Annotated in this window: 22 protein-coding genes; 9 read left to right on the top strand and 13 right to left on the bottom strand. The window is 61.3% G+C overall.

What is annotated here, in order from left to right; translation table 11 throughout:
• Positions 1–92 precede the first annotated feature (92 nt).
• Positions 93–1,088, top strand: coding sequence for an N-acetyl-D-Glu racemase DgcA (gene dgcA, locus NB311A_RS14165; RefSeq protein WP_009799297.1), 996 nt, complete (start codon positions 93–95; stop codon positions 1,086–1,088).
• Between the two features lie 190 nt (positions 1,089–1,278).
• Positions 1,279–2,385 (top strand): hypothetical protein, encoded by a 1,107-nt coding sequence (locus tag NB311A_RS14160; protein WP_009799296.1) that lies wholly within the window; start codon positions 1,279–1,281, stop codon positions 2,383–2,385.
• A 30-nt stretch (positions 2,386–2,415) separates the two neighbouring features.
• Here the strand turns inward: NB311A_RS14160 and NB311A_RS14155 are convergent, their stop codons facing one another.
• From NB311A_RS14155 to thiD, 3 genes are all read right to left on the bottom strand, one after another.
• Positions 2,416–3,465, bottom strand: coding sequence for a glycosyltransferase family 1 protein (locus NB311A_RS14155; RefSeq protein WP_009799295.1), 1,050 nt, complete (start codon positions 3,463–3,465; stop codon positions 2,416–2,418).
• On the bottom strand, positions 3,466–4,275 hold the full coding sequence (locus tag NB311A_RS14150) for a UDP-2,3-diacylglucosamine diphosphatase (protein WP_009799294.1): 810 nt from the start codon (positions 4,273–4,275) through the stop codon (positions 3,466–3,468).
• Between the two features lie 63 nt (positions 4,276–4,338).
• Entirely contained in the window at positions 4,339–5,145 is an 807-nt protein-coding gene (gene thiD, locus NB311A_RS14145) for a bifunctional hydroxymethylpyrimidine kinase/phosphomethylpyrimidine kinase (protein WP_040675433.1), read from the bottom strand.
• Between the two features lie 266 nt (positions 5,146–5,411).
• On the opposite strand from thiD, the gene NB311A_RS14140 reads away from it, so the two are divergent.
• Positions 5,412–5,657 (top strand): Lrp/AsnC ligand binding domain-containing protein, encoded by a 246-nt coding sequence (locus tag NB311A_RS14140; protein WP_009799292.1) that lies wholly within the window; start codon positions 5,412–5,414, stop codon positions 5,655–5,657.
• 75 nt (positions 5,658–5,732) lie between these two features.
• Complete coding sequence (locus tag NB311A_RS14135; RefSeq protein WP_009799291.1) at positions 5,733–6,158, top strand: CHRD domain-containing protein; 426 nt, start codon at positions 5,733–5,735, stop codon at positions 6,156–6,158.
• Positions 6,159–6,351: 193 nt separating this feature from the next.
• Here NB311A_RS14135 and NB311A_RS14125 read toward each other — a convergent pair whose 3' ends face one another.
• From NB311A_RS14125 to NB311A_RS14100, 6 genes are all read right to left on the bottom strand, one after another.
• On the bottom strand, positions 6,352–8,658 hold the full coding sequence (locus NB311A_RS14125; protein WP_009799289.1) for a xanthine dehydrogenase family protein molybdopterin-binding subunit: 2,307 nt from the start codon (positions 8,656–8,658) through the stop codon (positions 6,352–6,354).
• A gap of 83 nt (positions 8,659–8,741) precedes the next feature.
• Positions 8,742–10,268 (bottom strand): murein biosynthesis integral membrane protein MurJ, encoded by a 1,527-nt coding sequence (gene murJ, locus NB311A_RS14120; protein ID WP_009799288.1) that lies wholly within the window; start codon positions 10,266–10,268, stop codon positions 8,742–8,744.
• A gap of 43 nt (positions 10,269–10,311) precedes the next feature.
• Complete coding sequence (locus NB311A_RS14115; RefSeq protein ID WP_040675324.1) at positions 10,312–11,460, bottom strand: DegT/DnrJ/EryC1/StrS aminotransferase family protein; 1,149 nt, start codon at positions 11,458–11,460, stop codon at positions 10,312–10,314.
• A 16-nt stretch (positions 11,461–11,476) separates the two neighbouring features.
• Positions 11,477–12,514, bottom strand: a complete 1,038-nt coding sequence (locus NB311A_RS14110; protein ID WP_009799286.1) for a Gfo/Idh/MocA family protein — start codon at positions 12,512–12,514, stop codon at positions 11,477–11,479.
• 223 nt (positions 12,515–12,737) lie between these two features.
• Entirely contained in the window at positions 12,738–14,150 is a 1,413-nt protein-coding gene (locus NB311A_RS14105) for a mannose-1-phosphate guanylyltransferase/mannose-6-phosphate isomerase (RefSeq protein WP_040675321.1), read from the bottom strand.
• Positions 14,151–14,296: 146 nt separating this feature from the next.
• A complete protein-coding gene (locus NB311A_RS14100) occupies positions 14,297–15,316 on the bottom strand; it encodes an NAD-dependent epimerase (protein WP_009799284.1) in 1,020 nt (339 codons plus the stop codon).
• A gap of 188 nt (positions 15,317–15,504) precedes the next feature.
• Here NB311A_RS14100 and NB311A_RS14095 point away from each other — a divergent pair, with 188 nt between their 5' ends.
• Positions 15,505–16,464 carry a lysylphosphatidylglycerol synthase transmembrane domain-containing protein gene (locus NB311A_RS14095; protein ID WP_009799283.1) on the top strand — a complete coding sequence of 320 codons (960 nt, stop codon included), beginning with the start codon at positions 15,505–15,507 and terminating at the stop codon, positions 16,462–16,464.
• A gap of 9 nt (positions 16,465–16,473) precedes the next feature.
• Here the strand turns inward: NB311A_RS14095 and NB311A_RS14090 are convergent, their stop codons facing one another.
• The 3 genes from NB311A_RS14090 to rfaD form a co-directional block, all read right to left on the bottom strand.
• On the bottom strand, positions 16,474–18,414 hold the full coding sequence (locus tag NB311A_RS14090) for a nucleoside-diphosphate sugar epimerase/dehydratase (protein WP_009799282.1): 1,941 nt from the start codon (positions 18,412–18,414) through the stop codon (positions 16,474–16,476).
• A gap of 47 nt (positions 18,415–18,461) precedes the next feature.
• Positions 18,462–19,931 carry a D-glycero-beta-D-manno-heptose-7-phosphate kinase gene (gene rfaE1, locus NB311A_RS14085; RefSeq protein WP_040675430.1) on the bottom strand — a complete coding sequence of 490 codons (1,470 nt, stop codon included), beginning with the start codon at positions 19,929–19,931 and terminating at the stop codon, positions 18,462–18,464.
• A gap of 284 nt (positions 19,932–20,215) precedes the next feature.
• Entirely contained in the window at positions 20,216–21,196 is a 981-nt protein-coding gene (gene rfaD, locus NB311A_RS14080; RefSeq protein ID WP_009799279.1) for an ADP-glyceromanno-heptose 6-epimerase, read from the bottom strand.
• A gap of 330 nt (positions 21,197–21,526) precedes the next feature.
• On the opposite strand from rfaD, the gene waaF reads away from it, so the two are divergent.
• The 3 genes from waaF to NB311A_RS14065 all read left to right on the top strand — a co-directional run bounded on the left by waaF (position 21,527) and on the right by NB311A_RS14065 (position 23,815).
• The gene (gene waaF, locus NB311A_RS14075; RefSeq protein ID WP_009799278.1) at positions 21,527–22,600 is read left to right on the top strand and encodes a lipopolysaccharide heptosyltransferase II; all 1,074 of its coding nucleotides are present in this window, start codon (positions 21,527–21,529) and stop codon (positions 22,598–22,600) included.
• A gap of 70 nt (positions 22,601–22,670) precedes the next feature.
• Entirely contained in the window at positions 22,671–23,264 is a 594-nt protein-coding gene (locus tag NB311A_RS14070; RefSeq protein WP_009799277.1) for a D-sedoheptulose 7-phosphate isomerase, read from the top strand.
• Positions 23,261–23,815 carry an HAD-IIIA family hydrolase gene (locus NB311A_RS14065; RefSeq protein WP_009799276.1) on the top strand — a complete coding sequence of 185 codons (555 nt, stop codon included), beginning with the start codon at positions 23,261–23,263 and terminating at the stop codon, positions 23,813–23,815. The genes NB311A_RS14070 and NB311A_RS14065 overlap by 4 nt, the downstream gene beginning before the upstream one ends.
• Here the strand turns inward: NB311A_RS14065 and waaC are convergent.
• Positions 23,812–24,756, bottom strand: a complete 945-nt coding sequence (gene waaC, locus NB311A_RS14060; RefSeq protein ID WP_009799275.1) for a lipopolysaccharide heptosyltransferase I — start codon at positions 24,754–24,756, stop codon at positions 23,812–23,814. The two genes, NB311A_RS14065 and waaC, sit on opposite strands and share 4 nt — an antisense overlap.
• A 186-nt stretch (positions 24,757–24,942) precedes the next feature.
• On the opposite strand from waaC, the gene galE reads away from it, so the two are divergent.
• Positions 24,943–25,953, top strand: coding sequence for a UDP-glucose 4-epimerase GalE (gene galE, locus NB311A_RS14055; protein WP_009799274.1), 1,011 nt, complete (start codon positions 24,943–24,945; stop codon positions 25,951–25,953).
• Positions 25,954–26,012: the final 59 nt, after the last annotated feature.

Below are 26,012 nucleotides of genomic sequence, written 5' to 3'. Positions count from 1 at the left end.
CTCGACTTGAAGCGGAACGCCAATACGGCGTTCCGGCTCGTGGATTTCCAACCGTAACCGGCTTGCGGTGCATTCGGACCTCCCAATTGGAAATGTTGTCGAACCACGAAACCACGCTTCGGTGCCGCATCGAACGATGGCCGATCGCGGGGAGTTTCACGATCAGCCGCGGCGCCAAGGCAGAAGCGGTCGTAGTCGTCGCCGAAATCAGCCGGGGTGACCACACCGGACGCGGAGAATGCGTTCCATACGCTCGTTACGGGGAAACTCCGGAGGGGGTTCTCGCTGCCATCCTCGATATGCAGAAGCCTCTCGTAGCAGGCCTGAACCGCCAATCCCTCGCATCCGCCATGCCAGCCGGTGCGGCGCGCAACGCATTGGACTGCGCACTTTGCGATCTCGAGGCTAAAGGCAGCGGCCAGCGGATCTGGGAATTACTGGGGCGTTCGGCACCCTCCCCCCGCTCCACCGCCTACACAATTTCGCTCGGTTCGCCGGAGGTCATGGCGGCAGCAACCGCCAAGGCCGCGCATCGGCCCCTCCTCAAGATCAAACTTGGCGGCGACGGCGATCCTCAGCGGATAGCTGCAGTCCGCAAACAAGCTCCGGAATCCGAACTGATCGTCGACGCCAACGAATCATGGACGTCTCATAATCTGGAGCGAAACCTCGCGGCTTGCGAGGCCGCCGGCGTCACGCTCGTTGAGCAACCCCTCCCCGCCGGCAACGACGACGCGCTGGCGCGCATTCGCAGACCCATTGCCGTCTGCGCGGATGAAAGCGCCCATGACCGGACGTCGCTCGACGGCCTTCGTGAACGCTACGACGCCATCAATATCAAGCTCGATAAAACCGGTGGCCTGACCGAAGCGCTGGCCATGGCGGATGCGGCCCGCGCGTTGCGTTTCGAGATCATGATCGGATGCATGGTCGCGACTTCGCTATCGATGGCGCCCGCCATGCTGATCGCCCAGCAAGCCCGTTTCGTCGACCTCGATGGTCCGCTGTTGCTGGCTGACGATCGTGACAATGGTCTTCGCTACGACGGCAGCACGGTCTATCCGCCGAACGCGGCGCTCTGGGGCTGATCGGCTGGGCCTTACGGAATGTTCTCAGGATTGGCGTGCCGGCAGGCTCATGGGCAAGAGCGAATCACCTGCCGTCCAGGACGCAGCGAGTGGGGATTTCCGATTCGGATCGCGTCAATTCAATTGCGATTCAGGCTGAATCGTGGTGAGGGTTACACTAACGCGCAATGATTTACGCGACGAGTTTATCATGGCCGATGACGCTTTTGCCCTGTCGCCGATTTCGGCCTGCGCTACACCACTTAGCGAGGCTGACTTCGACGCCATTCGCGAAGCCTTTATGGAGACTTCGAGAGGCCGGTGGTTTCTTTCCGAGTACACCAAGCGCAACCGTAATGCCGACACGGCGATGGTGCTCAATGCCGTTGCGCGCATCGAGCAAACGATCGAGACTCAACAACAGGCGGCGCCTGCCGACGCGTTGCCCAACGCGCTCGCCGCCATCAGGAGAAGTCTCGTTGAGGCCAGAACGACCGCAACCGCGGCATTCGACAGACAGATCATCAACGATGCTCTCGCCCCGATCCAGAAAGGGGTACGCATCATTCACGAAATCTCCTGGCGTTGGCGTGAGATCGGCGGAGACAGCAGGATCTGCGATATTCTCGATTCGCAAGCCGACGCTATCGAGAAAGCTCATGCACAGCTTGCCGCCAGAGACGACGTGGCGGCGCTCCATTCAGCGTTCGGTCTGATCGAGACCGCGCTCGACGAATTGTGGGACTCTCCGGCCCCGACGAATTCCCCCTCCAAAACCACGTCCCCCGAAACGAGCGATGACGTCGTTTCCCGACCCGAAGAAGCGGCATCTCACGAGCAGGCACGGTCGGAAGCTGCTGTCGTTGAACCAGAAACGGCGTCCGCTCCCGCACGCGGCTTGCCGGTCGATGGCGACGATGAAGCAATGACGACAAACCATAGCGGAAGTGCGCCCGCCGCCGGAATAATGAGTGAACAGGACATAGCGCACGACGACGCCGTGCTCGACATGATCGCGCTCGAAATGGCAGCGCCTGACCTCGCAGAACCCGAGACGAACCATCCTAACATTGACAGGCCGGAAACTACCGAGCCAGGGCAAGCCCCCGAGCCGATCGCCGAAAGTTCTGACGCGCATACTGATCGCGAGCCCGAGTCGACACCCGAGATAGCCGCGACACCTGAGATAGCCTCGTCACCTTCACTCGGCGTCTCGCTGCTGGCGAGTGGAATCGTCCCCCGCATCACCCCGCGCTCTGATCCGATGGCTCCATTCAGACGTATGACTCAAGCGGAAAAGATCGCATTCTTTTCCTGAGCCATCCGCTTCCATCGCGAATTTGCCAAGTTAGACAACGAAACGCGGATCGGCAATCTGGGGACTTGCCGCTCTCATCTCCGCCGCGCGGGCCTCAACGATATTGGCGGCGAAAGCGCGGGCCGACTTCTCCCATGTCCGACTGGCGGCAAACTCGAGGCAGGCCTCGGGCGTGATTTTCAGCGCCGCCAGAGACGCCGATCTTAAATCTTCGTCGAGGACGCCGACAGGAGTATCACCGATGACATCGCGCGGACCGGCCGCAGGGAAGGCCGCGACCGGAACGCCGCTCGCCAGCGCTTCGAGAAGAACGAGGCCGAACGTATCGGTGCGGCTCGGGAACACGAAAACATCAGCGGCGGCATAAATCGCTGCCAGTTGCTCGCCGGTTCGCGCGCCGAGAAAGACCGCGTCCGGGTAGGTCCGCTCGAGTGTTGCGCGAGCCGGTCCATCGCCGACGACAACCTTGGTGCCGGGAAGATCGAGGCCGAGAAAGGCATCGAGATTTTTCTCGACCGCGACGCGTCCGACCGACAGGAAAATCGGGCGCGGCAGGCGGAGATCGCTCTCCCGCGGATGAAATAAGCTGATGTCGACGCCCCGCGTCCACAGCACCACATTGCGGAAACCGCGCTGACGCAACTCCTCCGCAAGCGCCGGGGTTGCTGCCATGACCGCCCTGCTGGCACCATGAAACCAGCGCAGCACGGCCCATATCCAGGCTTCGGGAATCGATGCCCGCGCTGAAATGTAATCCGGGAAACGGGTATGGAAGCTCGTCGTGAATGGCCGTCCGTGCTTGCGACAATAGCGGCGCACAAAAAGACCGATCGGTCCCTCGGTCGCGATGTGAATGCTGTCGGGATTGGCCTCCGTGATCAGAGCGGCGATCCTGGTCGGCTCGGGCAATGCAACGCGAATTCCAGGATAACCCGGCAGCGCAACAGTCCGGAACGACTCGGGGGTCAGAAAGCGGATATCCACGCCAAGCGGCTCGGCCGCGGCAGCGGTCATCGTCAGCGTCCGCACCACGCCGTTGATTTGCGGATGCCAGGCATCGGTGGCGATCAGTATACGCATCTACGCCGCACGCGCGCTTATAGGCACAACGGACGAAGGGCGCAGCGGATCGGCCCATGTGATGATCTCAAATCGACCGTCCTCATGTTCGGCAAGCGCGGTGCAACTCTCAACCCAGTCCCCGCAGTTCATGTAGCGGATGCCATCCTCGTCGCGGATTATGGCGTGGTGGATATGGCCGCAGATCACACCGTCGGCGCCGTGACGACGCGCCTCACCGGCCAGCGTCTGCTCGAACGCGCCAATGTAATTCACTGCATTCTTGACCTTGAATTTCGCCCATTTCGACAGCGACCAGTATGGGAATCCAAACGAGCGCCGGAATGCATTGACAAGGCGATTGATGCGGATAGCGAAATCGTAGGCCTTGTCGCCGAGGTGGGCGAGCCACCGTGCGTTCTGAACCACCAGGTCGAACATATCGCCGTGGATAACGAGATAGCGCCGCCCGTCAGCACCCTGATGGATCGCGTTCTCGACGACCTCGATGCCACCGAAATGAGTCCCGTAATAGGACCGCAGGAATTCATCATGATTGCCCGGCACGTAAATGACTGTCGCGCCCTTGCGCGCCTTGCGCAGTATCTTCTGGACGAAGTCGTTATGGGACTGCGGCCATTGCCAACTCGACTTCAGCGCCCAGCCATCGACGATATCGCCGACCAGATAGATGGTGGCGGCATCGTGATACTTGAAAAAATCCAGAAGCTGACTGACGCGGGAGCCGCTGGCGCCCAGATGAACGTCGGAGATGAATAGAGCCCGGAACCGACGATCCGCTTTGCCTTCATCGATTGAGTCGCTGCTCATGCACGTGCAGGTACCATGCTCTCATGACAAAGCCATGACTGACGCAGTCCGATGGCGACACCGTCACTCGAAATCGAAGCTGTGAAAATGATGAATCGGTCCATGGCCGCGACCGATGTCGAGCCGGTCGGCGGCTGCAATCGCCGCCGTGATGTAAGTTTTTGCTCGGCGCACGGCGGTTTCCAGGTCGTCGCCTTTGGCCAGGCCCGCAACGACGGCTGACGACAACGAACAACCAGTGCCGTGGGTATTTTTGGTAGCGGCACGCGGAGCGGAAAGCATCTGCGCTCCCTGGCGGGTAACGAGATAGTCGATGCTTTCCGGACCATGCATATGCCCGCCTTTGATCAAAACCGCATCACAACCCAAATCGAGCAACCGCTGACCTTGCCGCACGATATCGCTTTCGTTCTCGGCAACGGGTTCGTCGAGCAGCATTGCGGCCTCCGGCAGATTTGGCGTCATCAGTTGCGCCAACGGAACAAGTTTTCTCCGTAATGCCTCGAACGCATCGGACTCCAGCAGAGGGGCTCTCGAGGTCGCGACCATCACCGGATCGAGCACGACATGCGCGGGCTTCCAGCGCGACAGGCCGGCGACGATGGCATCGACGATGGCTGCAGCCGCAACCATGCCGATCTTGACTGCTCCGACGCTTAGGTCTGCGAACACCGCATCGATCTGCGCGGTCACGAAATGCGGTGGAACGTGATGGATTCCAGTGACGCCTTGCGTGTTCTGCGCAGTCAGCGCCGTAATGGCGGAAGCTCCATAGACACCGAGCGCAGCGAATGTCTTGAGGTCGGCCTGGATTCCCGCGCCGCCGCTGGAGTCGGAACCAGCGACGGTCAAGGCAATAGGGACTGTCATCATCTCCTCGTGTAAGGGCGCCAGATCACGCCAGCATAATTATCCGAGCGGTCCGATTCCAACATTCGCATCCCTTCAGAAGGCTGGAAGCAAAAAGGTTTGAGCGATCTCGCATTGATAGAACACGCCGGATGCGCCTGAGAAGGAAACTCGCTTCTGATTCCATTGAGGATCTATGAACCTAATTTGACGCGTTTTCTTGCGCGAGCCGGTGCCCAATTTGCTCGAACACGCTATATATTGGCGCTTCGTTCTGGAGATACGCGATGGTCCCCTTCTTCGTTCAGTTCAAGTGCAAGCTTGGCCAATCCTATGCCGTCGCCAACGCTCTCGCCGAAGCCGAGATTGCCTCCGAAATTTATTCCACCGCCGGCGATTATGACCTGCTGGCAAAATTCTATGTCGATAGCGACACCGATATCGGTCACTTCGTCAACGAAAAGGTACAGGTCATTCCCGGCATTCAGGACACCCACACCATTATTACTTTCAAGGCGTTCGGATCGAAGTAACTGCCCCCGCCGGGAACAAGTTGCAGCAATTCTCGTTGGAACTTGCGTCAACCTGAATCCGCTCGGGAGAAAACCATGAAAGCCATCAGGAGTCCTTTCGCCTTCCTCACCCTCGCCGCCGCTGTCACGTTCGCGGGTCAGGCGTCCGCTGAAAAGCTGACAGCAACGCTGAACGGCGCATCCGAAGTGCCCGCCAACACCAGCAAAGGCAGCGGGACGCTCAACGCCGATTATGATGCCGCGTCCAAAAAGCTGACCTGGAAGCTGACCTATTCGGCCCTGACCGGTCCGGTGACGGCCGCCCATTTCCATGGACCAGCGGACGTCGGCCAGAATGCGGGCATTGCAGTTACGATACACAATGCGGCGTCCAGTCCGTCGGAAGGCAGCGCCACGCTGACCGATGCGCAAGCGGCTGACCTCCTGGCCGGGAAATACTACGTCAACGTCCATACCGCAGCCCATCCCGGCGGCGAAATCCGTGGTCAGGTCACGAAGTAGGCTGCAACGACACAGAGCACTTTCGCTTCTGATTGAATCAGAAGCGAAGCTTTGGATTGTGTTCGACGCGTTTTCTTCACACGAATCGATTCGGAAGCGAGCTCCTTTTTGGAAGTGAAGGCCGTGCTGGACGGGCGGCTGATCGCGCGGCCAAGACACACTCCGATGCGAGGCTGTTTCAAGACGCTCGTCTTCATAAGCGACGCTGAGCATCCCGGATCGCCGTCCAGACCCGTTCGGGAGTCGCCGGCATGTCGATGTGGTCGATCCCGTATTCGCGCCACAAGCCATTGATGATGGCATTGACCACCGCCGGGCAGGAGCCGATAGCGCCTGCTTCCCCCGCTCCCTTGATCCCGAGAGGATTGGTGGCGCAGGGGACGTTGCGGGTCTCGAACGTGATCGAGACCCCGTCGGCCGCACGCGGCAGCGCGTAATCCATCAACGTGCCGGTGACGAGTTGCCCGTCCGTGTCATAGACCGCCTGCTCCATCAGCGCCTGACCGATCCCCTGCATGGTGCCGCCATGGACCTGCCCCGCAAGCAACAGCGGATTCAACGTCACGCCGAAATCGTCGACGACCACATAATTCACCAACTCGATCCTGCCGGTCGCCGGATCGATCTCGACCTCCACGACATGAGTGCCGTTCGGATAGGTGCCGTCGGCGCTGCTGAAGCGATCGGTCGCCGTCAGCTTCGATAGATCGGCGCGCTTCGCAAGGTCGGCGAAGGAAATGGAGCGGTCGGTGCCGGCGATCCGGATCGCACCGTCGCGGATCTCGAGGTCGGCCGTGCTGGTTTCGAGCGCCTCGGACGCGATCTCCCGGAGTTTGGCGCCGAGCTTCCGGGTCGCCCGCTCGACGCTGACGCCGCCGGACGGAATCGAACTCGACCCCCCGGTGCCGAGGCCGGTGGCGACCACATCGGTGTCGCCCTGAATCATGTGAACCTGCTCTGGGGGTATCCCGAACTGATCGGCAATGATCTGCGCATAGGCGGTGGCATGGCCCTGCCCGGTCGATTGCGTGCCGATCAGCACCGTGACGTCGCCGTTGGCGTCAAGCCGCACGTCCGCCCGCTCGCGTCCCATGGTGCCGCAGACCTCGACATAGCTGGCCAAACCGATGCCACGAATAAGGCCCCGCCCTTTTGCGGCCTCGGCCCGCTTTGCGAATTCCTGCCATTTCGCGATCTCGAGCGCGCGTTTCAAGTGGGTCGAGAAATCACCGGAGTCATAGATCTTGCCCGTGGCCGTCCTGTACGGCATCGCTTCCGGTGAAATGAAGTTTTTGCGGCGGATCGCGTCCGGCGTCATGCCGATCTTGCGTGCAGCGGCATCGACCAATCGCTCCACGACATACGCTGCCTCGGGCCTGCCCGCGCCTCGATAGGCATCGACCGGCACGGTGTTGGTGAACACGGCGCGGACACGACAATGAAACGCCTGAATATCATAGAGGCCCGGCAGCATCCCGGCCCCGCTATAGGGAATGTCGGGACCGAAGGTCGAGAGATAAGCACCCATATCCCCCATCAGATCGACGTCCATGCCGAGAAACCTGCCGTCGGGAGCCAGCGCCATGCGCGCGGTGGTGACGTTGTCGCGCCCCTGCGAGTCGCCGACGAAATGATCCGACCTCTCCGCCGCCCATTTGATCGTTCTGTGAAGTTTTTTCGAGGCGACGGCGATCAGCGCATATTCGCGATAAGGAAACAGCTTGGTGCCAAATCCGCCGCCGACGTCGGGACAGATCACGCGCATCTTTTCCAGCGGTATCTTCAGCACGGATTGGCAAAGAATCTCACGCAGGCGATGGCTGCCCTGACTGCCGACCGTCAGCGTCAGATGATCACGCCTCGCGTCGTATTCGCAGACCGCGGCGCGCGTCTCCATATAGTTGGTGACGACGCGCGGATTGACGATCGCAATCTCGGCCACGGCATCCGCCGCGGCGAAAGCGGCATCGGCCGCTCTCTTGTCACCGAGCGAAACGTCGAACAAAACGTTGCCGGGGTAATCGGGCCAGACCTGAGGCGCGCCATCCTTCACGGCGTTGGCGACGCCAACAACCGAGGCGAGCGGCGACCACTCGACCTCGATCGCCTCGAGCGCGTCGCGAGCGTGCTCGACCGTATCGGCAACCACAAAGGCAACGGCGTCTCCGATATGCCGTACCTCGTCCTTCGGCAGGATGGGGTACGGCGGCGCGGTGAAGGACTGGTCAGGCAATTCGAACTGGCAGGGCAAGCCCCCGAGATCGGCGACGTCGGCCGCGGTGAGGATCAGGGCAACTCCCGGCAAGCGACAAGCGCGCGACACATCGATCCCGTACGTCGCATGAGCGTGCGGAGAGCGTAGCATCAGCGCATGCAGCGCATCGGGTGGCGCGTGATCGTCGGTATAGCGCCCCTTGCCGCGAATGAGGGCATCATCTTCCTTGCGCCGAGCGCTTTGGCCTATGCCGAACTTTACGGGAGCCATTTTGACGGGAACCATGGGATCTCCAGCTATCCTCCCATTTTATCATACTGCCGCGGAACAACACTGAGCAATGCTCGGGCAATCCTGGCAATCGGAGACTAGCCCCGCACCAGCGACCTCAGCCAGCGCGCTCCGAAAAGCAGCAAAATCACGCCGGCATAGACGACCGCACCGACGATCACCAACAACCCGAGCGCAGCTTCGTCGCGCATCGTGGTCCAGTGCGTGAACTGACCGGAAGTAAAACGCGCGGTGAACCACAGCGTCGCCCCCAGTATCGCGCCAGCGAGCAGAAGTTTGCCGAGCGAGATCAGCAAAGGGCGATCGATCTCGAGGAGTTTCGCCCGCACCGCGAATCCGAGCACGAGCAGCAGATTGACCCAAGCCCCGGCCGCGGTGGCGAGCGCGAGGCCGACCTGCGCCAGCGAGCCCATCAAGGTTACCTTGAGCGCGAGATTGACCGCAAGTCCGGTCAGCGAGGCTTTGACCGGCGTCGCGGTATTCTTGCGCGCGTAGAACGTGGCGACCGCACTTCTAATCAGGACAAAGGGAATGAGACCAACGGCGTAGGCGGCCAGCGTCGCACCGGCCGCCGCCGCATCCGCCGCGGAAAAAGCGCCGCGCGCGAACATCGCTCGCATGATGACATCCGGCACGGCGAGGAACGCCGCAATGAACGGGATCGAAAACAGCAGCGAGAATTCGAACGCCCGGCGCTGCGACGCTATCGCGCCCGCAAGATCGCCGCCCGTGATCCGCCGCGACATTTCAGGCAGCAGCACGGTGCCGATGGCGATACCGATCACCCCGACCGGCAGTTGATTCAACCGGTCAGCATAATACAGCGCCGACAGGGCTCCAACCGGGAGAAAGCTGGCGATGATGGTATCGGCGAACATCGCCAGTTGCGTTCCCATGGAGCCCACGGTCGCGGGGCCGAGCGCGCGAAAGAAACCGCGCACGTCGGCGTCGAGCGTTGGGCGTGTCAGCCGGGGCATCAGGCCGTGACGCGCGGCGTCGGCCGCCAACAGGAAATATTGCAGGAACCCGGAGAGCAGCACGCCCCAGGCCGCCGCGTGCCCGGCGCTCGGAAAAAAGGCCGCGAGCGCCAACGCCATCATCATCGACAGATTGAGCAGTATCGGAGCCGCCGCCGCGCTGGCGAAGCGGTGCATGACGTTCAGCATCCCGCCATACAGCGTCACCAGCGTGATCAGCAGCAGATAGGGAAAGGTGATCCGGGTCAGCGAAATGGCGAGTTCGCCGCGCACCGGATCATCAGCGAAGCCGGGCGCCAGCAGTGCGATGACCTGCGGCATGAACAGCCACGCGATTGCCAACAGGATCACCTGCGACAGCAACAGCAGGGTGAAGATGCGGTTGGCGAACAATTTCGCGAGAGCCGGGCCACCGCCTGAGACATGCGCGTAAGCGGGCACGAACGCGGCGTTGAAAGCGCCTTCCGCGAAAATCGCCCGAAAGTGATTCGGCAATCGCAGCGCCACGAAGAACGCATCCGCGACCGGCCCCGCACCGAGAATTGCCGCGAGCATGATGTCGCGCGCAAACCCCGTGATCCGCGATAGCAGCGTATAACCGCCGACGGTGAAAATGCGTCCAAGCATCCGGCGTTTCTACAGGATAGCCCTGCCGCGCAAAATGCCGAAATCAGTTCGGAAGCGCGGCGCGCACAGCCTCGATGATCCGATCCTGAGTCGATTCGTCGAGATAAGGATGCATCGGCAGACTGATGACCTCGGTCGACAGTCTTTCGCTGACTGCAAGTCCGCCGGCGGCGACCGGAAAGCTCCGATAGGCGGTCTGTTGATGCAGCGACCTCGGATAATAGATCGCGGTCGGAATGCCCTGCGCCTTCAGCGCCGACGCCAGCGCGTCGCGTCGCCCGTTCGGCACCCGGATCGTGTACTGCGCCCATACCGAGGTGCAATCCGGCGCCACGCGGGGTACGATCGTAACCTGCCCGAGCCCTTCATTGTAGCGCCTGGCGACCGCATCCCGCGCCGAGATTTCATCTGGAAATATCCTGAGCTTTTCGATCAGGACCGCCGCCTGCACGGTATCGATGCGCCCCGTAAGACCCAGGCGCACGTTGTCGTATTTATCGGTCCCCTGACCATGCACGCGCACGCTGCGCAACGTTTCAGCCAACTCAGTATCGTCGGTAAAGATCGCTCCGCCGTCGCCGTAGCAGCCGAGCGGCTTGGCGGGGAAGAAGCTGGTCGCGGTCGCAAGGCCGAACGTGCCCAACCGCCGTCCTTTGTAGCTCGCACCGAATCCTTGCGCGGCGTCGTCCAAAACAAACAGGCCCTCAGACGCAGCAACCGCCGCAATCGCATCGTGATCGGCGGGCTGACCAAACAGATCGACGGGGATGATCGCCCGCGGCCTCAAACCCTGCCTTTTCGCGACGGCGATGCCGTTCTTGAGCGAAGCAATGTCGATAGTGAAAGTCGTCTCATCAACATCGACAAACACGGGCGTCGCGCCCAGCAGCGCCACGACCTCGCCGGTCGCACAGAACGTAAATGTCGGACAGATCACCGCGTCGCCAGGGCCGACTTTTTTCGCCAGCAGCACCATCAACAACGCATCCGTGCCGCTCGCGCAGGCCACCACATGCTTCGCGCCGCTGAAGGCCGCAAGATCGGCTTCCAGACGCGCGACCTCGGGACCGTTGATGAACTGGCAATGCGTCAACACTCGCGCTACCGCGTCGTCGATACGGCTGCCCAGACGGCGGCGCTGTTCGGCGACGTCGATGAATGAAACCGCCCGTGAAGGCATATGGTGCTGCATCCTGCTCTCCGAACGATCAGCTGGCAGCGCGGTGCGCTGTCTGCATCGGCGGAGCGACTGGAGACTGGTCCTGGAGGCACCTGATCGCGATTTCGAGGCTGGCGACGCCTTCGGCGCCGCCCACGGCCGGAGCTTTACCCGAACGAACCGCATTGACAAAAGCGATCAGTTCGGCGCGCAAGGGTTCGTCGTGGCCGACCGGAAGGTGCCGCATGGAGTAGCTGCCGTCCGGTTGGAAACCGAAACATTCCGTGACCTGGCGGGTCAGCAGATCACCCATCACGTATTTGCCGCGCGTTGCGACCGTGACGTTTCGGGCCTTGAACGGCGTCAGCCAGTTCGTATTGATATGCGCGAGCACGCCGGATGCGGTCCGGAACTGAAGCAGTGCGATATCCTCCCGCTCGGCGACCGCGCAGGAAAGTTGAGGCTGAACATCGACGATTTCGGATTCTGTAAACCAGCGGATCAGGTCGATGTCATGAACCGCGAGGTCGATCACAACACCAACGTTCGACATGCGCGGCGGAAACGGCCCGACACGCGTAATCGCGATCGAGAGAATATCCTCGCCCCTGATCGCCTCCTTGATGGCGGCGACCGCCGGATTGAAGCGTTCGACATGACCGACCATCAGAGTCAAACCAGCACGGCGCGCCGCTGCGACGATCTTGTATCCCTCCTCCACTGTCGAGGCGATCGGCTTCTCGACCAGAACATGAACGCCGCGCGCGACACAGGCCAGCGCGAGTTCACAATGAAGATGTGTCGGCGCAGCGATGGTCACCGCGTCGACGCCGGCGTCGAGTAGCTCGTCGAATGTCCCGAAGGTTCGGCATCCGGTCATCTCGGCCGCACGGGCGCGGTGCCCGGGCAGAGGGTCAACGATGCCGACGAGCCTGACGCCCGGAAGACCGGCCAGCACACGACCGTGATTGCTGCCCATGACGCCCGCACCGATCACACCGACGCGCAACAAGCGCTCGGACGCTGCAGTTTTCAATGCAGGCGGCTTCAGTGCGGATGGCTTCAGTGCAGATGGCTTGGAACTCATCAGGTACCCCAAAAAACAACAGCCCAGGCACCCCCGAACCCGACCGCGCGCTCTCCCTAGCACGCCATAACGAAAGAGGCGATTAGAGGAGCAACAATCCCAACACGTTTTGATTCAAAGAATTACAAGACACTTCGGTCGGTGGAACGATGAACGGCGTCCATGGAATAGGGCCTGGATAACTGCATCCCCAGGATAGCCGATTCGGCTTCCTCGCCGTAGCTCAGTTTCTCCGATAATCATCCTCGATCCGGACGATATCGTCGTCGCCAAGATAGCTGCCGGTCTGCACTTCGATCAGTTCCAGCGGAATCTTGCCCGGGTTCTCCAGCCGGTGGACGGCTCCGATCGGAATATAGATCGATTCGTTCTCGTGCACGATCTTGACAAGATCATCGACCGTCACCCTCGCCGTTCCGCGCACCACGATCCAGTGCTCCGAGCGATGATGGTGCTTTTGCAGCGACAGCCGGTCGCCGGCTTTCACGGTGATGCGCTTGACCTGATGCCGCTCGCCCCTGTCTATCGACTGGTAGGCACCCCAGGGCCTGTGGACCCGAAGATGTTCTTCCGTGACCTGCGGCGCGAGGCTCTTCAACTTGGTCACCAGACGTTTCAGCCCGTTGGCGTCTTTCTGACGTGACACCAGCACGGCGTCCTGCGTCGCTACCACGACGAGATCATCGACGCCTTCCAGCGCGACCAGGGCTTTATCGGTCGCGACATTGCAGTTGCGGGAATCCTCGAACACGGCGGCACCCTGCGCCGCATTGCCCTGACCGTCCTTGTCCGACAACTCCCAAACCGCATGCCACGATCCGACGTCCGACCAGCCGCAATCGACCGGCACCACCGCCGCATGAGCGGTCTTTTCCATGACGGCGTAATCGATCGAAATCGCCCGCGCTTTCGCAAAGGCTTCCCGATCGAGCATGATGAAACCCAGATCCCGCCCGGCATGGGACACCGCATCGGTTACCGCGGCAACGCTGTCCGGATCGACGTTGCGGTATTCATCCAGCAGAATCGCCGCGCGGAACATGAAATTGCCGCTGTTCCAGAGATATCCCGCCTCAAGGTAGCAGGCGGCGGTTTGCGGATCCGGCTTTTCGACGAACGTCGTCACCACCCGCACCGCGCCCGCAATCGCCGCGCCGGGGTTGATATAACCGTACTCCGTTGCAGGCCGCTGCGGCCGTACGCCGAAGGTCACGATGCGACCATCGGTAGCGGCCGCCAGTCCCTGGCGGCAGGCGGAGACGAACGCCTCGATGTCGCGGACGACGTGATCTGCGGCGAGCGCGAGCACGACGGCCTCACTGTTGCGCATCTGCGCGAAGGCGGCTCCCGCGGCGATCGCCGGCCCCGAATCGCGGCGGGCCGGCTCCAGCAGAATGTCCGCTTCAAGCCCGATCTCAGCGAGCTGTTCAAGCACCATGAAACGGTAGGCAGCATTGGTGACGACGATCGGCCGTTCGAACAGCAGCGGATCGGAAACTCGTTTCAGCGTATCCTGAAAAGTAGAACGCGGACCGAACAGCGGCAGAAATTGCTTCGGACGTCCCTCCCGCGAGGCCGGCCACAATCGGGTTCCCGCGCCGCCGCACATGATGAGCGGAACGATACGCTCACTCACAGCACCATCTCCGCATACTGATTTGTCCATCCCGATTCCGGCGTTCGCTGATCCTTGCAGCCCATCTTGCGAACCCGAATCAAGGAGACACCGGAAGCCTTACGACGAAGGCCCTCAATCGGATCACGCAAACCCCGACGAACCCGCTAATTGACCCGATGATAACGACAATACCAGGCTGCAAAGCGATGAATACCATCTTCCAGCGAAGTCGAGGGACGGAAACCGACATCACGGATAAGATCATCGATGTCAGCAAATGTTGTCTGTACGTCGCCGGGTTGCATCGGTAACAGTTCCTTTTGCACGGATCGTCCAAACGCCTTCTCCAGAAGGGAGACGACGCTCATCAACTCTGCCGGCTTGTTGTTGCCGATATTATAGATTCGCCATGGAGCCGAACTCGTCCCCGCGTCGGGAGCATCGCCCGACCAGTTCGCATTGGCTCGTGGAGCATGATCAATCAGCCGAACAACGGCTTCCACCACGTCATCGACATAGGTGAAATCCCGCTGCATGTTGCCATGATTGAACAGCTTGATCGGCCGCCCTCCGACGATCGCGTCGGCGAACTTGTAGAGCGCCATGTCGGGCCGGTACCACGGACCATAGACCGTGAAAAAACGCAATCCCGTCGTCGGAACCCGGTAGAGGTGGCTGTAGGCGTGCGCCATCAATTCGTTGGACTTCTTCGTCGCCGCATAGAGGCTGATCGGGTGATCGACATTGTCATGAACGGAGAAGGGAAGCTTTGTATTTGCGCCGTAAACGGACGACGACGAAGCAAACAGCAAGTGAGGACAGCAGGCGTGCCGACATCCTTCAAGAACATTCGCAAAAGCCGTGAGGTTCGAATCGATGTAGGCACCGGGATTTTGCAATGAATAGCGCACGCCCGCCTGCGCTGCGAGATGGAGTACGACCGAAAGACGATGTTCAGCGAACAAGGCGGCCGCCGCCTCGCGATCGGCCAGGTCGGCCTTGACGAAACGGAAATGCGAATCCCTGCGCAGGATCTCGAGCCGGCCATCCTTGAGTGCGGGATCATAATAATCGTTGAGACTGTCAATGCCGACCACCCGACGCCCCTGCTTCAGGAGTCGGTCGGTGAGGTGAAACCCGATGAAGCCCGCCGCGCCGGTAACCAATATCGGATAATCCGACATTTTACTCCTCAGGAACTGCGGGCCGCGGCCCGCGAAGTTAGCGCTGCTGCGTTATGCGTAACATCGCGGGACCACAATACCCCGTGCGCGACTGTTGCCAGAGTCGATCCAAAACCATACCAAGACAAGAAATCGACATTGTCACGAAAAGCCCGATCGCCAACTTAACCTCGGTACAGACAAGCGCAATGCGCCAGTTTCTGCTTTCAACGGCAAAAATACTGATTTCAGCTGCCTTGCTCTACCTTGCGCTGCGCAAGGTCGATATTTCTGAACTCCTGTCGCGCCTTAGTGTCATCAGCGCGGGCTGGATCGCGCTCGCCATTGCCGGAACGCTGTTGCAGGTGCTTGCCAGCGCCCTGCGGTGGCGTGAAATCAGCACCGACTGCGGCGCCAGCCTCTCGGTCGCGCAGGCGGTGCGCTATTGCATGATCGGCTCATTCTTCAACCAGACCCTGCCTTCGTCGATCGGCGGTGACGCCATGCGGCTCTGGCTGGTCGGACGTGGTCCGGCCGGTTGGCGGGCAGCGGCCTATTCGATCTTCGTCGACCGCGCGATTGGCCTGATTGCGCTCGCCCTGCTGATCGCCGCGAGTCTGCCGTGGAGTTTCCGTCTGATCGGCGATCCCCAAGGCCGGCTCGCACTGCTGTTCGTCGATCTGGTTGCGCTCACGGCCGCCGGTGGTTTCCTGCTTCTCGGCAGGCTGCATTGGCGCTGGCTCGGACGTATCCGGGCCGTCCACCACCTTCGCGCCTGCTCGGTCATCACCAACCGCGCCATCTTCAATCGAGAGCGCTGGTGGAAGATCGCGTTTCTGTCGCTGCTTATTCATATCCTCGCCGTGGCGATTGCATGGTGCGTCGTGAAGGCGATCGCCGCGCCAGCCCTTTTCAGCGAGATTTTCCTGCTGGTTCCACCGGTCATGCTGATTACGATGCTGCCGATCTCGATCGCCGGCTGGGGCGTGCGCGAGGCGGCCATGGCCCTGACTTTCGGATATGCCGGACTGGCGACGAGCGAAGGCGTCAATGTCTCCCTGCTATACGGCGCGGTGTTTTTGGTCGTCGGCGTCCTCGGAGGACTCGTCTGGATTTTCAGTTCCGAGAGGGGGCAGCAAAGGTCGGTCTCGATCGAGAGCGCCGAATGACGCAGCGACTCATCGCGGCATATCGGGCGCAAGAGTCGAGGCTTGCGCGGAATGCAAGCCGAACTCCGGCACGGCATCTTTCAGGATCGAGCGGATCGCCGGTTTGTTATCGCTTGCGACGGCTTCCTTCAGCACCGCCACCCACTCCCGGATTGTGTCTATCGGCGGCTCGTTCGGTTTTGCGGCCAAAATCCCCGGCAAGCCGATCTCGATCGTCGGCTCCTCGCTCGCGAACAGGATTTCGTTCATTCTTTCCCCTGGCCGCATTCCGGTAAAAACAATCTCAATGTCGCTGTGAGGCTGCAGGCCGGACAGGCTGATCATGCGTTCGGCAAGATCGACGATCTTCACCGGCTGCCCCATGTTCAGGACATACACCGATACGTCATGTCTTTCCGGCATCGCTGCATGGCTGGCCGCCGTAATGACGAGATCGCAGGCTTCGCGGATCGTCATGAAGTAGCGAACCATATCGGGATGCGTGACCGTCACCGGACCGCCGGCCTCGATCTGCGCCTTGAACTTCGGCACCACCGATCCGTTCGACGCCAGCACGTTGCCGAAACGGACCGAAATCAGCCGCATCGGAACCTTGCCCACCGTACGCACCGCCAGTTCGCGATCCAGCGCCTGACAATACATCTCGGCAAAACGCTTGGTCAGCCCGAGCATCGACACGGGCTCTATCGCCTTGTCGGTGGAGATCATCACCATGGATTCGGCACCCGATGCCAGCGCGGCATCGGCGACGTTGACCGAACCGAAAATGTTGGTCTTGACGCCCTCGCCCCAATCCCGTTCGAGAATGGGAACATGCTTGAGCGCAGCCGCATGAAACACGATGTCGGGCTTGAATTCATTCATCAAGCGCATCAGCCGCTCGCGATCGCGAATGTCAGCAATGCGACCTTCCACGACGGCCCGGCCCGTGGCGGCGAGCTCCTCCACGATAGCGTAGAGCGCCGGTTCGGAATTCTCGACGATCAACAGGCGGCTCGCGCCAAACGTCACAACGCGTTTGCAGATTTCGGATCCGATCGATCCGCCGCCGCCGGTCACGACAATCGACTTGTTCCGGATCAGCCCTTCGAGGCGCTCATAGTCGATGGTGCGGCTGGGGCGAAGCAGAAGATCTTCGACGGCGACCGGCGTCAGGCGTGGAATCTCTCCCCCCTCTCCAAGCGAGGGCAATCGGCTTACCTTGAGACCCAGTTTGCGGCCGCGGGCGAGAACCGTTTCCGGCTGCGCATCGGGCTCGAATGCGGAAGGCGTCATGATAATACGCTTGATCGGCCCCTGCCGTTCTGCAACGTCCGCCAACACCTCGTCGAGATCGTCCACTCCGCCCAGAACCGAAACGCCGCGTATCGTCTGGCCGATATCCGCTGGCGATGGCGACAGCAAGCCTACCGGACGCAATTGCTTGACCGCTCCGCTCTCGACCGAGCGGAAAAGAATTTCGGCATCCGCAGCACGACCGACGACGAGCGCCGGGGCCGCATCGTTGGCCTTTACGTGGACCAGAGTTCGTCTGTAGCGGAAATATCGATAGGTGAAGCGCGCGGCTGCCAGAAGAAATACCTGTAACAGCCAGTAAAGTATGATCGTCTTTTTTCCGAGAAAGAACGCGCCGTAAAACTCCGGCGCGATGGCGACATAGTCGAAGACCAGAATCACAAGCGCCAGAAGCGTGGATGCCTTGACGATATTGAGGGCATCGAGAAGCGAAAAGAATCGCCATTTTGCCGTGGTCAGGTGGAAAACATAAAAGACAACCGCAGAGATGGCCAGAAAGTAAGGCAGCACCTCAATGATCAACGGCAGACGAGCGGCAAAAGCGGGAACCTCAAAACGGAAATAGCAGCTCACAAACAGAGCCGCCACGACCGTCATCAGGTCATGTAGCGCGATCAGAGCGTTTCGGAGCGTAAATTTTCGGCGGAGGCTCATGCGTTGTCACCAGGATACGGAAGCGCGCCGGTCGAACCAAGCTGTTCTCATGCCCGGCCTCCTGCGCGCTTCACCAGCGATGTCGTGCTGAATCCTTCGAGAGTGTCGATCAGCACGACCTCACCGCCTCGTGCAGTAACTAGCTCCTGACCGACGACTTGCTCAAGAGAATAATCACCGCCTTTGACGAGCACATTCGGCTTGATTCGCTCGATCAGATTCATCGGCGTGTCTTCTTCGAAAGTTACGACGAGATCGACAGCCTCGAGCGCGGCCAGAACTTCCGCGCGCGCCCGCTCATTTTGAATCGGGCGGTCCTCGCCCTTCAGCCGTCTCACGGATGCGTCGCTGTTCAATCCCACAATCAGCCGATCGCACGCAGCGCGCGCTCCGGTCAGCACCTTGACGTGACCGGGATGCAAAATATCGAAGCAGCCATTGGTGAAGCCAATCCGCAGACCTTGTTCACGCCACGCCGTCAAGTGTCGGTCGAGGTTCCCTGTCGATTGCGCTATTTTCTCTTCGGCGGCCAGAGAGGCTGGCGGCAGGATATTGCGGCGCAGTTCCGCGAGCGTGACAATCGCTGTCCCGCTCTTGCCAACCGCGACGGCGGCCGCGGCGCTCGCCGTTCGCAGCGCGGTTTCCCAGTCGGCGCCCGCGGCGAGTGAAACCGCGAGCGTGGCGACAACCGTATCGCCGGCGCCCGTCACGTCGCGAACTTTAACGGTGTGCGCGGGAACGTGAATGACGTCACCTTCCCGCGGCACCAGCGTCATGCCGCGCTCGCTTTGCGTGACCAGCAACGCGTCGCTGTCGGCGAGCCGCATCACCTCGCGGGCAGCGGCCGCAATGCTTGGCTGGTCGTCGGCACGGCTGCGGGTCGCATCCGCAAACTCCTTGCGGTTTGGCGTGAGGAGCGTCGCGCCGCAATAGATTCCGAAATTGGCGCTCTTCGGGTCGACAATCACCCGCTTGCCGAGCCGGCGCGCGGCATCGATGACGCTGCGAATCACCTGGACCGTCAAAACTCCCTTGGCATAGTCGGACAACAATACGATGTCGGCACGCGACAACTGCCGCAGGGCGGCATCGATCAAGGCCTGCTCCACCGCGCCCGACGCCGGAGCGGCCATTTCCCAATCGGCGCGCAGCATATGGGTCGAAAAATGCTCCGAAACGAAACGTACCTTGCGCGTCGTCGGCCGTACCGGATCCGAAATCAACAATGGCTCGATCAGGCGTTCCCGCGAAAGCGTGGTCCGCAACCGCTCGCCTGCGTCATCCTCACCTACCAATCCAACGAAGATGCAGCGTGCGCCGAGCGCGGCAATGTTGCGCGCCACATTGCCGGCCCCACCGACGTTGGTTTCGTTGCGCTGGACTGCGATGACCGGAGCAGGAGCCTCCGGCGAGATACGCGAAATTTCGCCGTACACGAACTCGTCGAGCATCAGGTCGCCGATACAGAGCACCGTCTGGCCGGAAAAGGCATCCGACAAGTCGTCAAAATCGATCATCAAATCCTTCACCTGTTTCCGGAGTCTGATCCAATCGCAGGGACCAGACCAAAAGCCCTACTATATGGTTGAGCGTAAATATCGATTCAAAACCGACCTGCTGTTTGACGATCATGCTCCAGGAGATTCCAGCATTCGCATCCCTTTCGACCGGGCTTTTTTTGCAGATGTTCGGAATCAAGGACCACTAGCAAATATTAAGGCTCTTGGTGCAGTTCTGGATTTGACATTCGCGAACCCGCGGCAAAATGGATGGCGAATGTCAAATCTTCTCCGCCAGCGCGTCAGCGAAAGCGATCGTCGCGATCCAGATAGCCTGTGACATAGGCATCGACCGCTTCCTCCAGAAGCGTGAAGCCTCCGTTGTAACCGGCGCCTTGCAAACGCTCGATATCAGCTTGCGTAAAATACTGGTAGGCACCGCGAATCTGTTCAGGCATCTCGACGTATTGGATATTCGGCTTCGCGCCAAGCGATGCGTAGGCCGCCGTCATCAGATCACGAAAACTACGCGCCTTGCCGGTTCCTACATTGAAAAGACCGCTCACGGAAGGCGTGGCGAGCAGCCACATCATCACGCGTACGACGTCGTCGACGTAGATGAAGTCACGGCGCTGGTCGCCGTCGGCGATGCCTTCCCGGTGCGATTTGAACAACTGCACCGGGCGGCCCGCCTTCACATCACCGAAACGGCGCGCCAGCACGCTCATCATGGAACCTTTGTGATATTCATTCGGTCCGAACACGTTGAAGAACTTCAGGCCGGCCCATTGCGGCGGCAAAGCACCACCGTTGGCGGCGCGGGCCACGACGGCCATGTCAAACAGGTGCTTGCTCCAGCCGTAGAGATTCATCGGCCGAAGCGATCGCAGCGCGGCCAACGATTGATCGTCTCGAAAGCCCTGCGCGCCATCGCCGTAGGTTGACGCCGACGAGGCATAGATGAAAGGCGTCACGGTCGACGTGCACCAGTCGAGCAGTCGGAGCGACAGGCGAAAATTGGTTTCGATGACAAGGTCGCCGTCAGTCGCAGTGGTCTCGGAGATCGCACCGAGGTGAACAATAGCGTCCAGACGGCGACCGTCCAGCCAACGCACCAATTCCGCGGGCGGAACGATATCCGCAAGCTGCCGCTTGGCAAGGTTGCGCCATTTGCCGTCATGTCCCAGAGTATCGCAAACCGCCACATCGCCGCGCCCGGCATCGTTCAACGCGGCCACGAGATTCGATCCGATAAAACCGGCGCCCCCGGTCACCAGCAGCATGATGTCCCCGTCATGGATGTGCGATTTCCCAGTGGCCCGGTTCTGACATTTGCACTTCCCGTGTGGCAGGCGTTCTTGCAAATGCTAGAATCAAAGCGCCGCTAGCAACCATAAGGTTTGCCGGTGGAGTTTTGAATGTGACATTCGCCTGCTCGGCGGCAAGGCAGGTGGCAGAATTTTCAATTCAGCCTGCTTTGCCTCACTCGTGGCTGCGAGGCAACGTAGCCGCCATTGCGAAAAGGCGGGCCGCAAAACGTCTGCGAGATAGCTTTACCTCGGCGGGAGGAGCGGATACCGAGAGCGGTTCGATCAAGTTGCGTCCGTCAAGATATGAAAACAGATTCACGACATGAGCCCCAAGTTGCCGTCGACCCGGACGATACGCGGCCCGTTTTGATCGTTCCCTATATGTGGATCGGCGACTTTATGCGCGGCCACACGGTCGTGCGGGTTCTCAAGCAGCGCTGGCCGAACCGACCGGTGGACCTGCTGACAACCACGCTCTGCGCGCCGCTGGTCGATTACATGCCGGGCGTACGCGCCGGCGTGGTCTGGAACCTGCCCCGAAGCCGGCTGGCGCTGGCTCAACAGTGGGGTCTTGCCCGGCAATTGCGCGCGCGAGGGTATGGAACAACCCTCGTCATGCCGCGCACCTGGAAATCGGCGATTGCGCCGGCGCTGGCAGGTATCCCGGAGCGGGTGGGTTTTGTCGGCGAAGCCCGTTTCGGGCTAATCAACCGATGGCGTTGGGGCGAAAGAGCGCTGCCGCGCATGATCGACAGGAAGGCCTCTCTGGCGCTTCCGGCTGGCGCGGCCCGGCCACCCGAATGGCCCGCGCCGCAGCTCCGGGTATCCGGCGACGATGTCGCTTGCTGGCGGCGGGCGCAGGGATTGGGCACAGGACCGGCGGTGGCGCTGGCTCCGGGGGCGGTCGGCCCCAGCAAGCGCTGGACCTATTATGCGGAGGCCGCCCGCAGGCTGGCTGAGCGAGGCATCGATATCTGGGTGATCGGCGGCCCGAATGAAAAAGCGCTGGCAATGGAAATCGCGGCAACCGGGGGCCCCCGGGTTCGGGATCTGACGGGGCACGACCTGCGAAACGGCATTCTGGCGATGGCGGGGGCCACCATTGCGATATCGAACGACTCTGGTCTGATGCATGTTGCGGCTGCGATCGGTACGCCGACGCTGGGAATTTTCGGGCCGACCAGTCCCTATCACTGGGCGCCCCTGAACGGGCTCGCCGCGACGATCCAGACGAAAACGCCCCTTCCCTGCCAACCATGTCATCGTCCGGTCTGCACCAGGAACGACCACCGCTGCATGAGGGATATTCCTGCGGCCGAGGTGCTGGCAATCGCGGAACGGGTGCTTGCGGAGGCTAAGGAGCGGGCCACGCCTTGATGCCACCATGCTTGCGTGGACATGACGCGCTCATTACCACTGATATCCGTCACGGTGATAAAGGTGCGTCTTGAGCCAGAACCCGATCGCGGCCCATTTTCAGCAATCGCTCGCGGCCCTTGAGCGCGCGGTCAGCGACGGGGCGTTGCTCGCGGTTACGAATGATATCGCGCTCGCCGTCATCGCATCCCTCCGTTCCGGGCATAAGGTGCTGCTGATCGGCAATGGCGGAAGCGCCGCCGACGCGCAGCACATCGCCTCCGAAATCGTCGGGCGCTACAGAAAGGAGCGGCCGGGCTACGCCGCCATCGCGCTGACCACCGACACCTCCGCCCTCACTGCCATCTCCAATGACTATGGTTTCGAGCAGATTTTCGCGCGGCAGGTCGAAAGCCTCGGCAGGTCGGGCGACGTGCTGCTGGCGCTGTCGACCTCGGGCCGGTCGCCGAACATCCTCGCTGCGCTCGTAGCCGCGCGTCGGCGCGGTTTGGTCACGGTCGGTTTCACCGGTCTTAAAGGCACAAGCCTGGGGGAGTTTTGCGACCATCTGTTCATTGCACCGAGCGACGACACGCCTGTCATCCAGCAAATCCACATGACGGCGGCTCACGCGATCTGCGATACCGTGGAGCACGCACTGGCGGGCGGAGACGGCGACACGTGAACCGCGCCGATATCGTTCCATCTTCCGGGCCGGCGGCGTTTCTCGATCGCGACGGTGTCATCAATCACGACGACTGCTATATGGGTACTCGCGACCGCATCCGCTGGATGCCGGGCATCGCCCAGGCGATCCGGCGGCTGAACGAGGCCGGCTATTTCGTTTTCATCTTCACCAATCAATCCGGGGTCGCGCGCGGCTTTTTCAGTGAAGACGATGTTCGCGATCTGCACCTGTGGATGCAGTCCCATCTGGCATCGCAAGGCGCGCGGATCGATGACTTCAGATATTGCCCGCACCATCCTGACGGCACCGTCGCCGGATATCTGGAAGATCATCCGTGGCGTAAACCGAAGCCCGGCATGATTCTCGACCTGATGCAGCACTGGCCGGTGCGGCGTCAGGGCAGTTTCGCGATCGGCGACCGCGACAGCGACATCCAGGCCGCGGCCGACGCGGGAATTCCGGGCTTCCTGTTTTCCGGCGGAGACCTCGACGCATTCGTCGCGCGGGTGCTTGCGGAGATCTCCGATGCGATCACACCACCTATCTAAGCAAGCAATCGCTCCGCGGCATCGATCACCTGGCCCGCGGAAGGCGGACCGCTCTTGCCGCCAAGGACCGCCATGCGTCCTGCGCCGACCGGTCCCGTCAGGCCGGGATCGGTACTGACATAGATGCCGACAAGCGGCACCCGATAGGCTGCGGCGAGATGCATCAGCCCGGTGTCCACGCCGATCACCAACGCCGCATTGCCGATCATCTGCGCGGTCAGATCGAGGCTCTGGCGCGGCTGGACACGACTGCCCGCGATGTCTCCTGACAGCCGCTCGGATAACAGACGCTCGGCCTCGGCGCCCCACGGCAGCACGGTCTGCAATCCGTTCGCGTGCAGCCAGCGACCGGTTTCGATCCAGTCCTCCACGCGCCACGTTTTCGACAGCCGGGAGGTGCCGTGAAGCAATACGGCGTAGCGCTGACCATCCGTGCGCGCCGGAGGACTGAGACCGTAATCGACATCCCCCGTTGGTTCGTACCCGAGCGAGAGACCAGTCAGGAGCCGGTTGCGCGTCACGGCATGAAGATCGCGACCGACCGTGTGCCGGACATCGTAGAATCGCGCGGCCAACGGTTCACGAACGCTGCGCGCATCGTAACCGTGGCGCTCGCCGCGCGCGACGCGCGCCATGATCCCCGAGCGGATAAGGCCTTGCGTATCGATCACCTTTTCGAACACCTGCCGGCGCAGTCGCGCTCGGAATTCGCCGATCTCGCGCCACGTGGCGATGGCTCCGAGTTGCGAACGCCAGCGCCGCGTCGCGACAGGAACGACATCAGCGACCGACGGGTGCAGCCGCACCAGCGGCGCGAAAGATTCCTCGACCAGCCACGTCAACCGCAACTGCGGATATGCGCGTGAAGCATCGACGATCGCCGGCATCTGATGCACGACATCGCCAAGCGAGGATGTCTTGATGATGAGAACGTCGGTCATCGGCTGCCGCAGGTGCCAGGGAAGAACCGGTTCCCGTTACAGTTTGGCAACCATAATGTCGAATCCCGAGGTCAGACGGACGAAATCCGGCCGATCACGGTCATGCTATACGGCAATTCCATCCTTTTGTGGGAAACTTCGGGACCGCGGGAACCCGCCGCATAGCTGAGGCGAAAAGGAGCAGATATGACCGTGCTTGTTACCGGCGGCGCCGGCTACATCGGCAGTCATACGGTGCTCGCGCTAGCCGAGGCCGGCGAGAATGTCGCCGTGATCGACAACCTGTCCACCGGATTTTCGTCAGCGCTGCCCGAAGGCGTACCGCTGTTCATCGGGGACGCCGGAGACGAGAATCTCGTCGAGAACGTCATCGCCCAGCACGGCATTGAAAGCATTATTCACTTTGCGGGTTCCGTGGTGGTGCCCGAGTCAATGCGCGATCCGCTCGCCTACTATCGCAACAACACGATGACGACCCGCAACCTGCTGAACGCCGCCGTCAGATGCGGCGTGAACCGCTTCATTTTCTCATCCACCGCCGCGGTTTACGGCAATCCCGACGAAATGCCGGTTCCGGAAGAAGCGCCGACACGACCGCTCTCCCCTTACGGGTCGTCGAAGCTGATGACGGAGATCATGCTGCACGATGTCGCCACCGCACATGGCATGAACTACGTCGTGCTGCGCTATTTTAATGTCGCAGGCGCCGACCCCCAAGCGCGGATCGGGCTGTCCACCGAGGGCGCCACGCATCTTCTGAAGATCGCGGTCGAAGCCGCGACCGGGCAGCGCGCCAAAATCGACGTATTCGGCACCGACTATCCGACGCCGGACGGAAGCTGCATTCGCGATTTCATCCATGTCAGCGATCTGGCGCAGGCCCATCGCGCCGCGCTGACCTACCTGCAAAACGGCGGGCGTTCGACGACGCTGAACTGCGGGTACGGGCGAGGCTATTCGGTCCTGGAAACGATCGAAGCGGTGCGCCAGGCCTGCGGCCGCAACTTCGCGGTCCACTATTCCGACCGCCGCCCGGGCGATATCATGACCATGATCGCCGATACCAGCCGGATTCGCACGGCGCTCGACTGGACGCCGCAATACGACGATCTCGCAACCATCGCCGCGCATGCGCTGGCCTGGGAAGAAAAGCTGGCGCAGCGGCAAGTTTCGGACGCGCGCGCAGTATCAGCCTGATAAACCGGACGAAACCCGGTTTTGGCTTGAAAAAGACCGCTATTGCGGGCATTGAATCG

It is taken from the genome of Nitrobacter sp. Nb-311A (genome assembly GCF_000152905.1).
Classification (GTDB): domain Bacteria; phylum Pseudomonadota; class Alphaproteobacteria; order Rhizobiales; family Xanthobacteraceae; genus Nitrobacter.
This window is presented reverse-complemented; position numbering and strand designations above follow the sequence as displayed.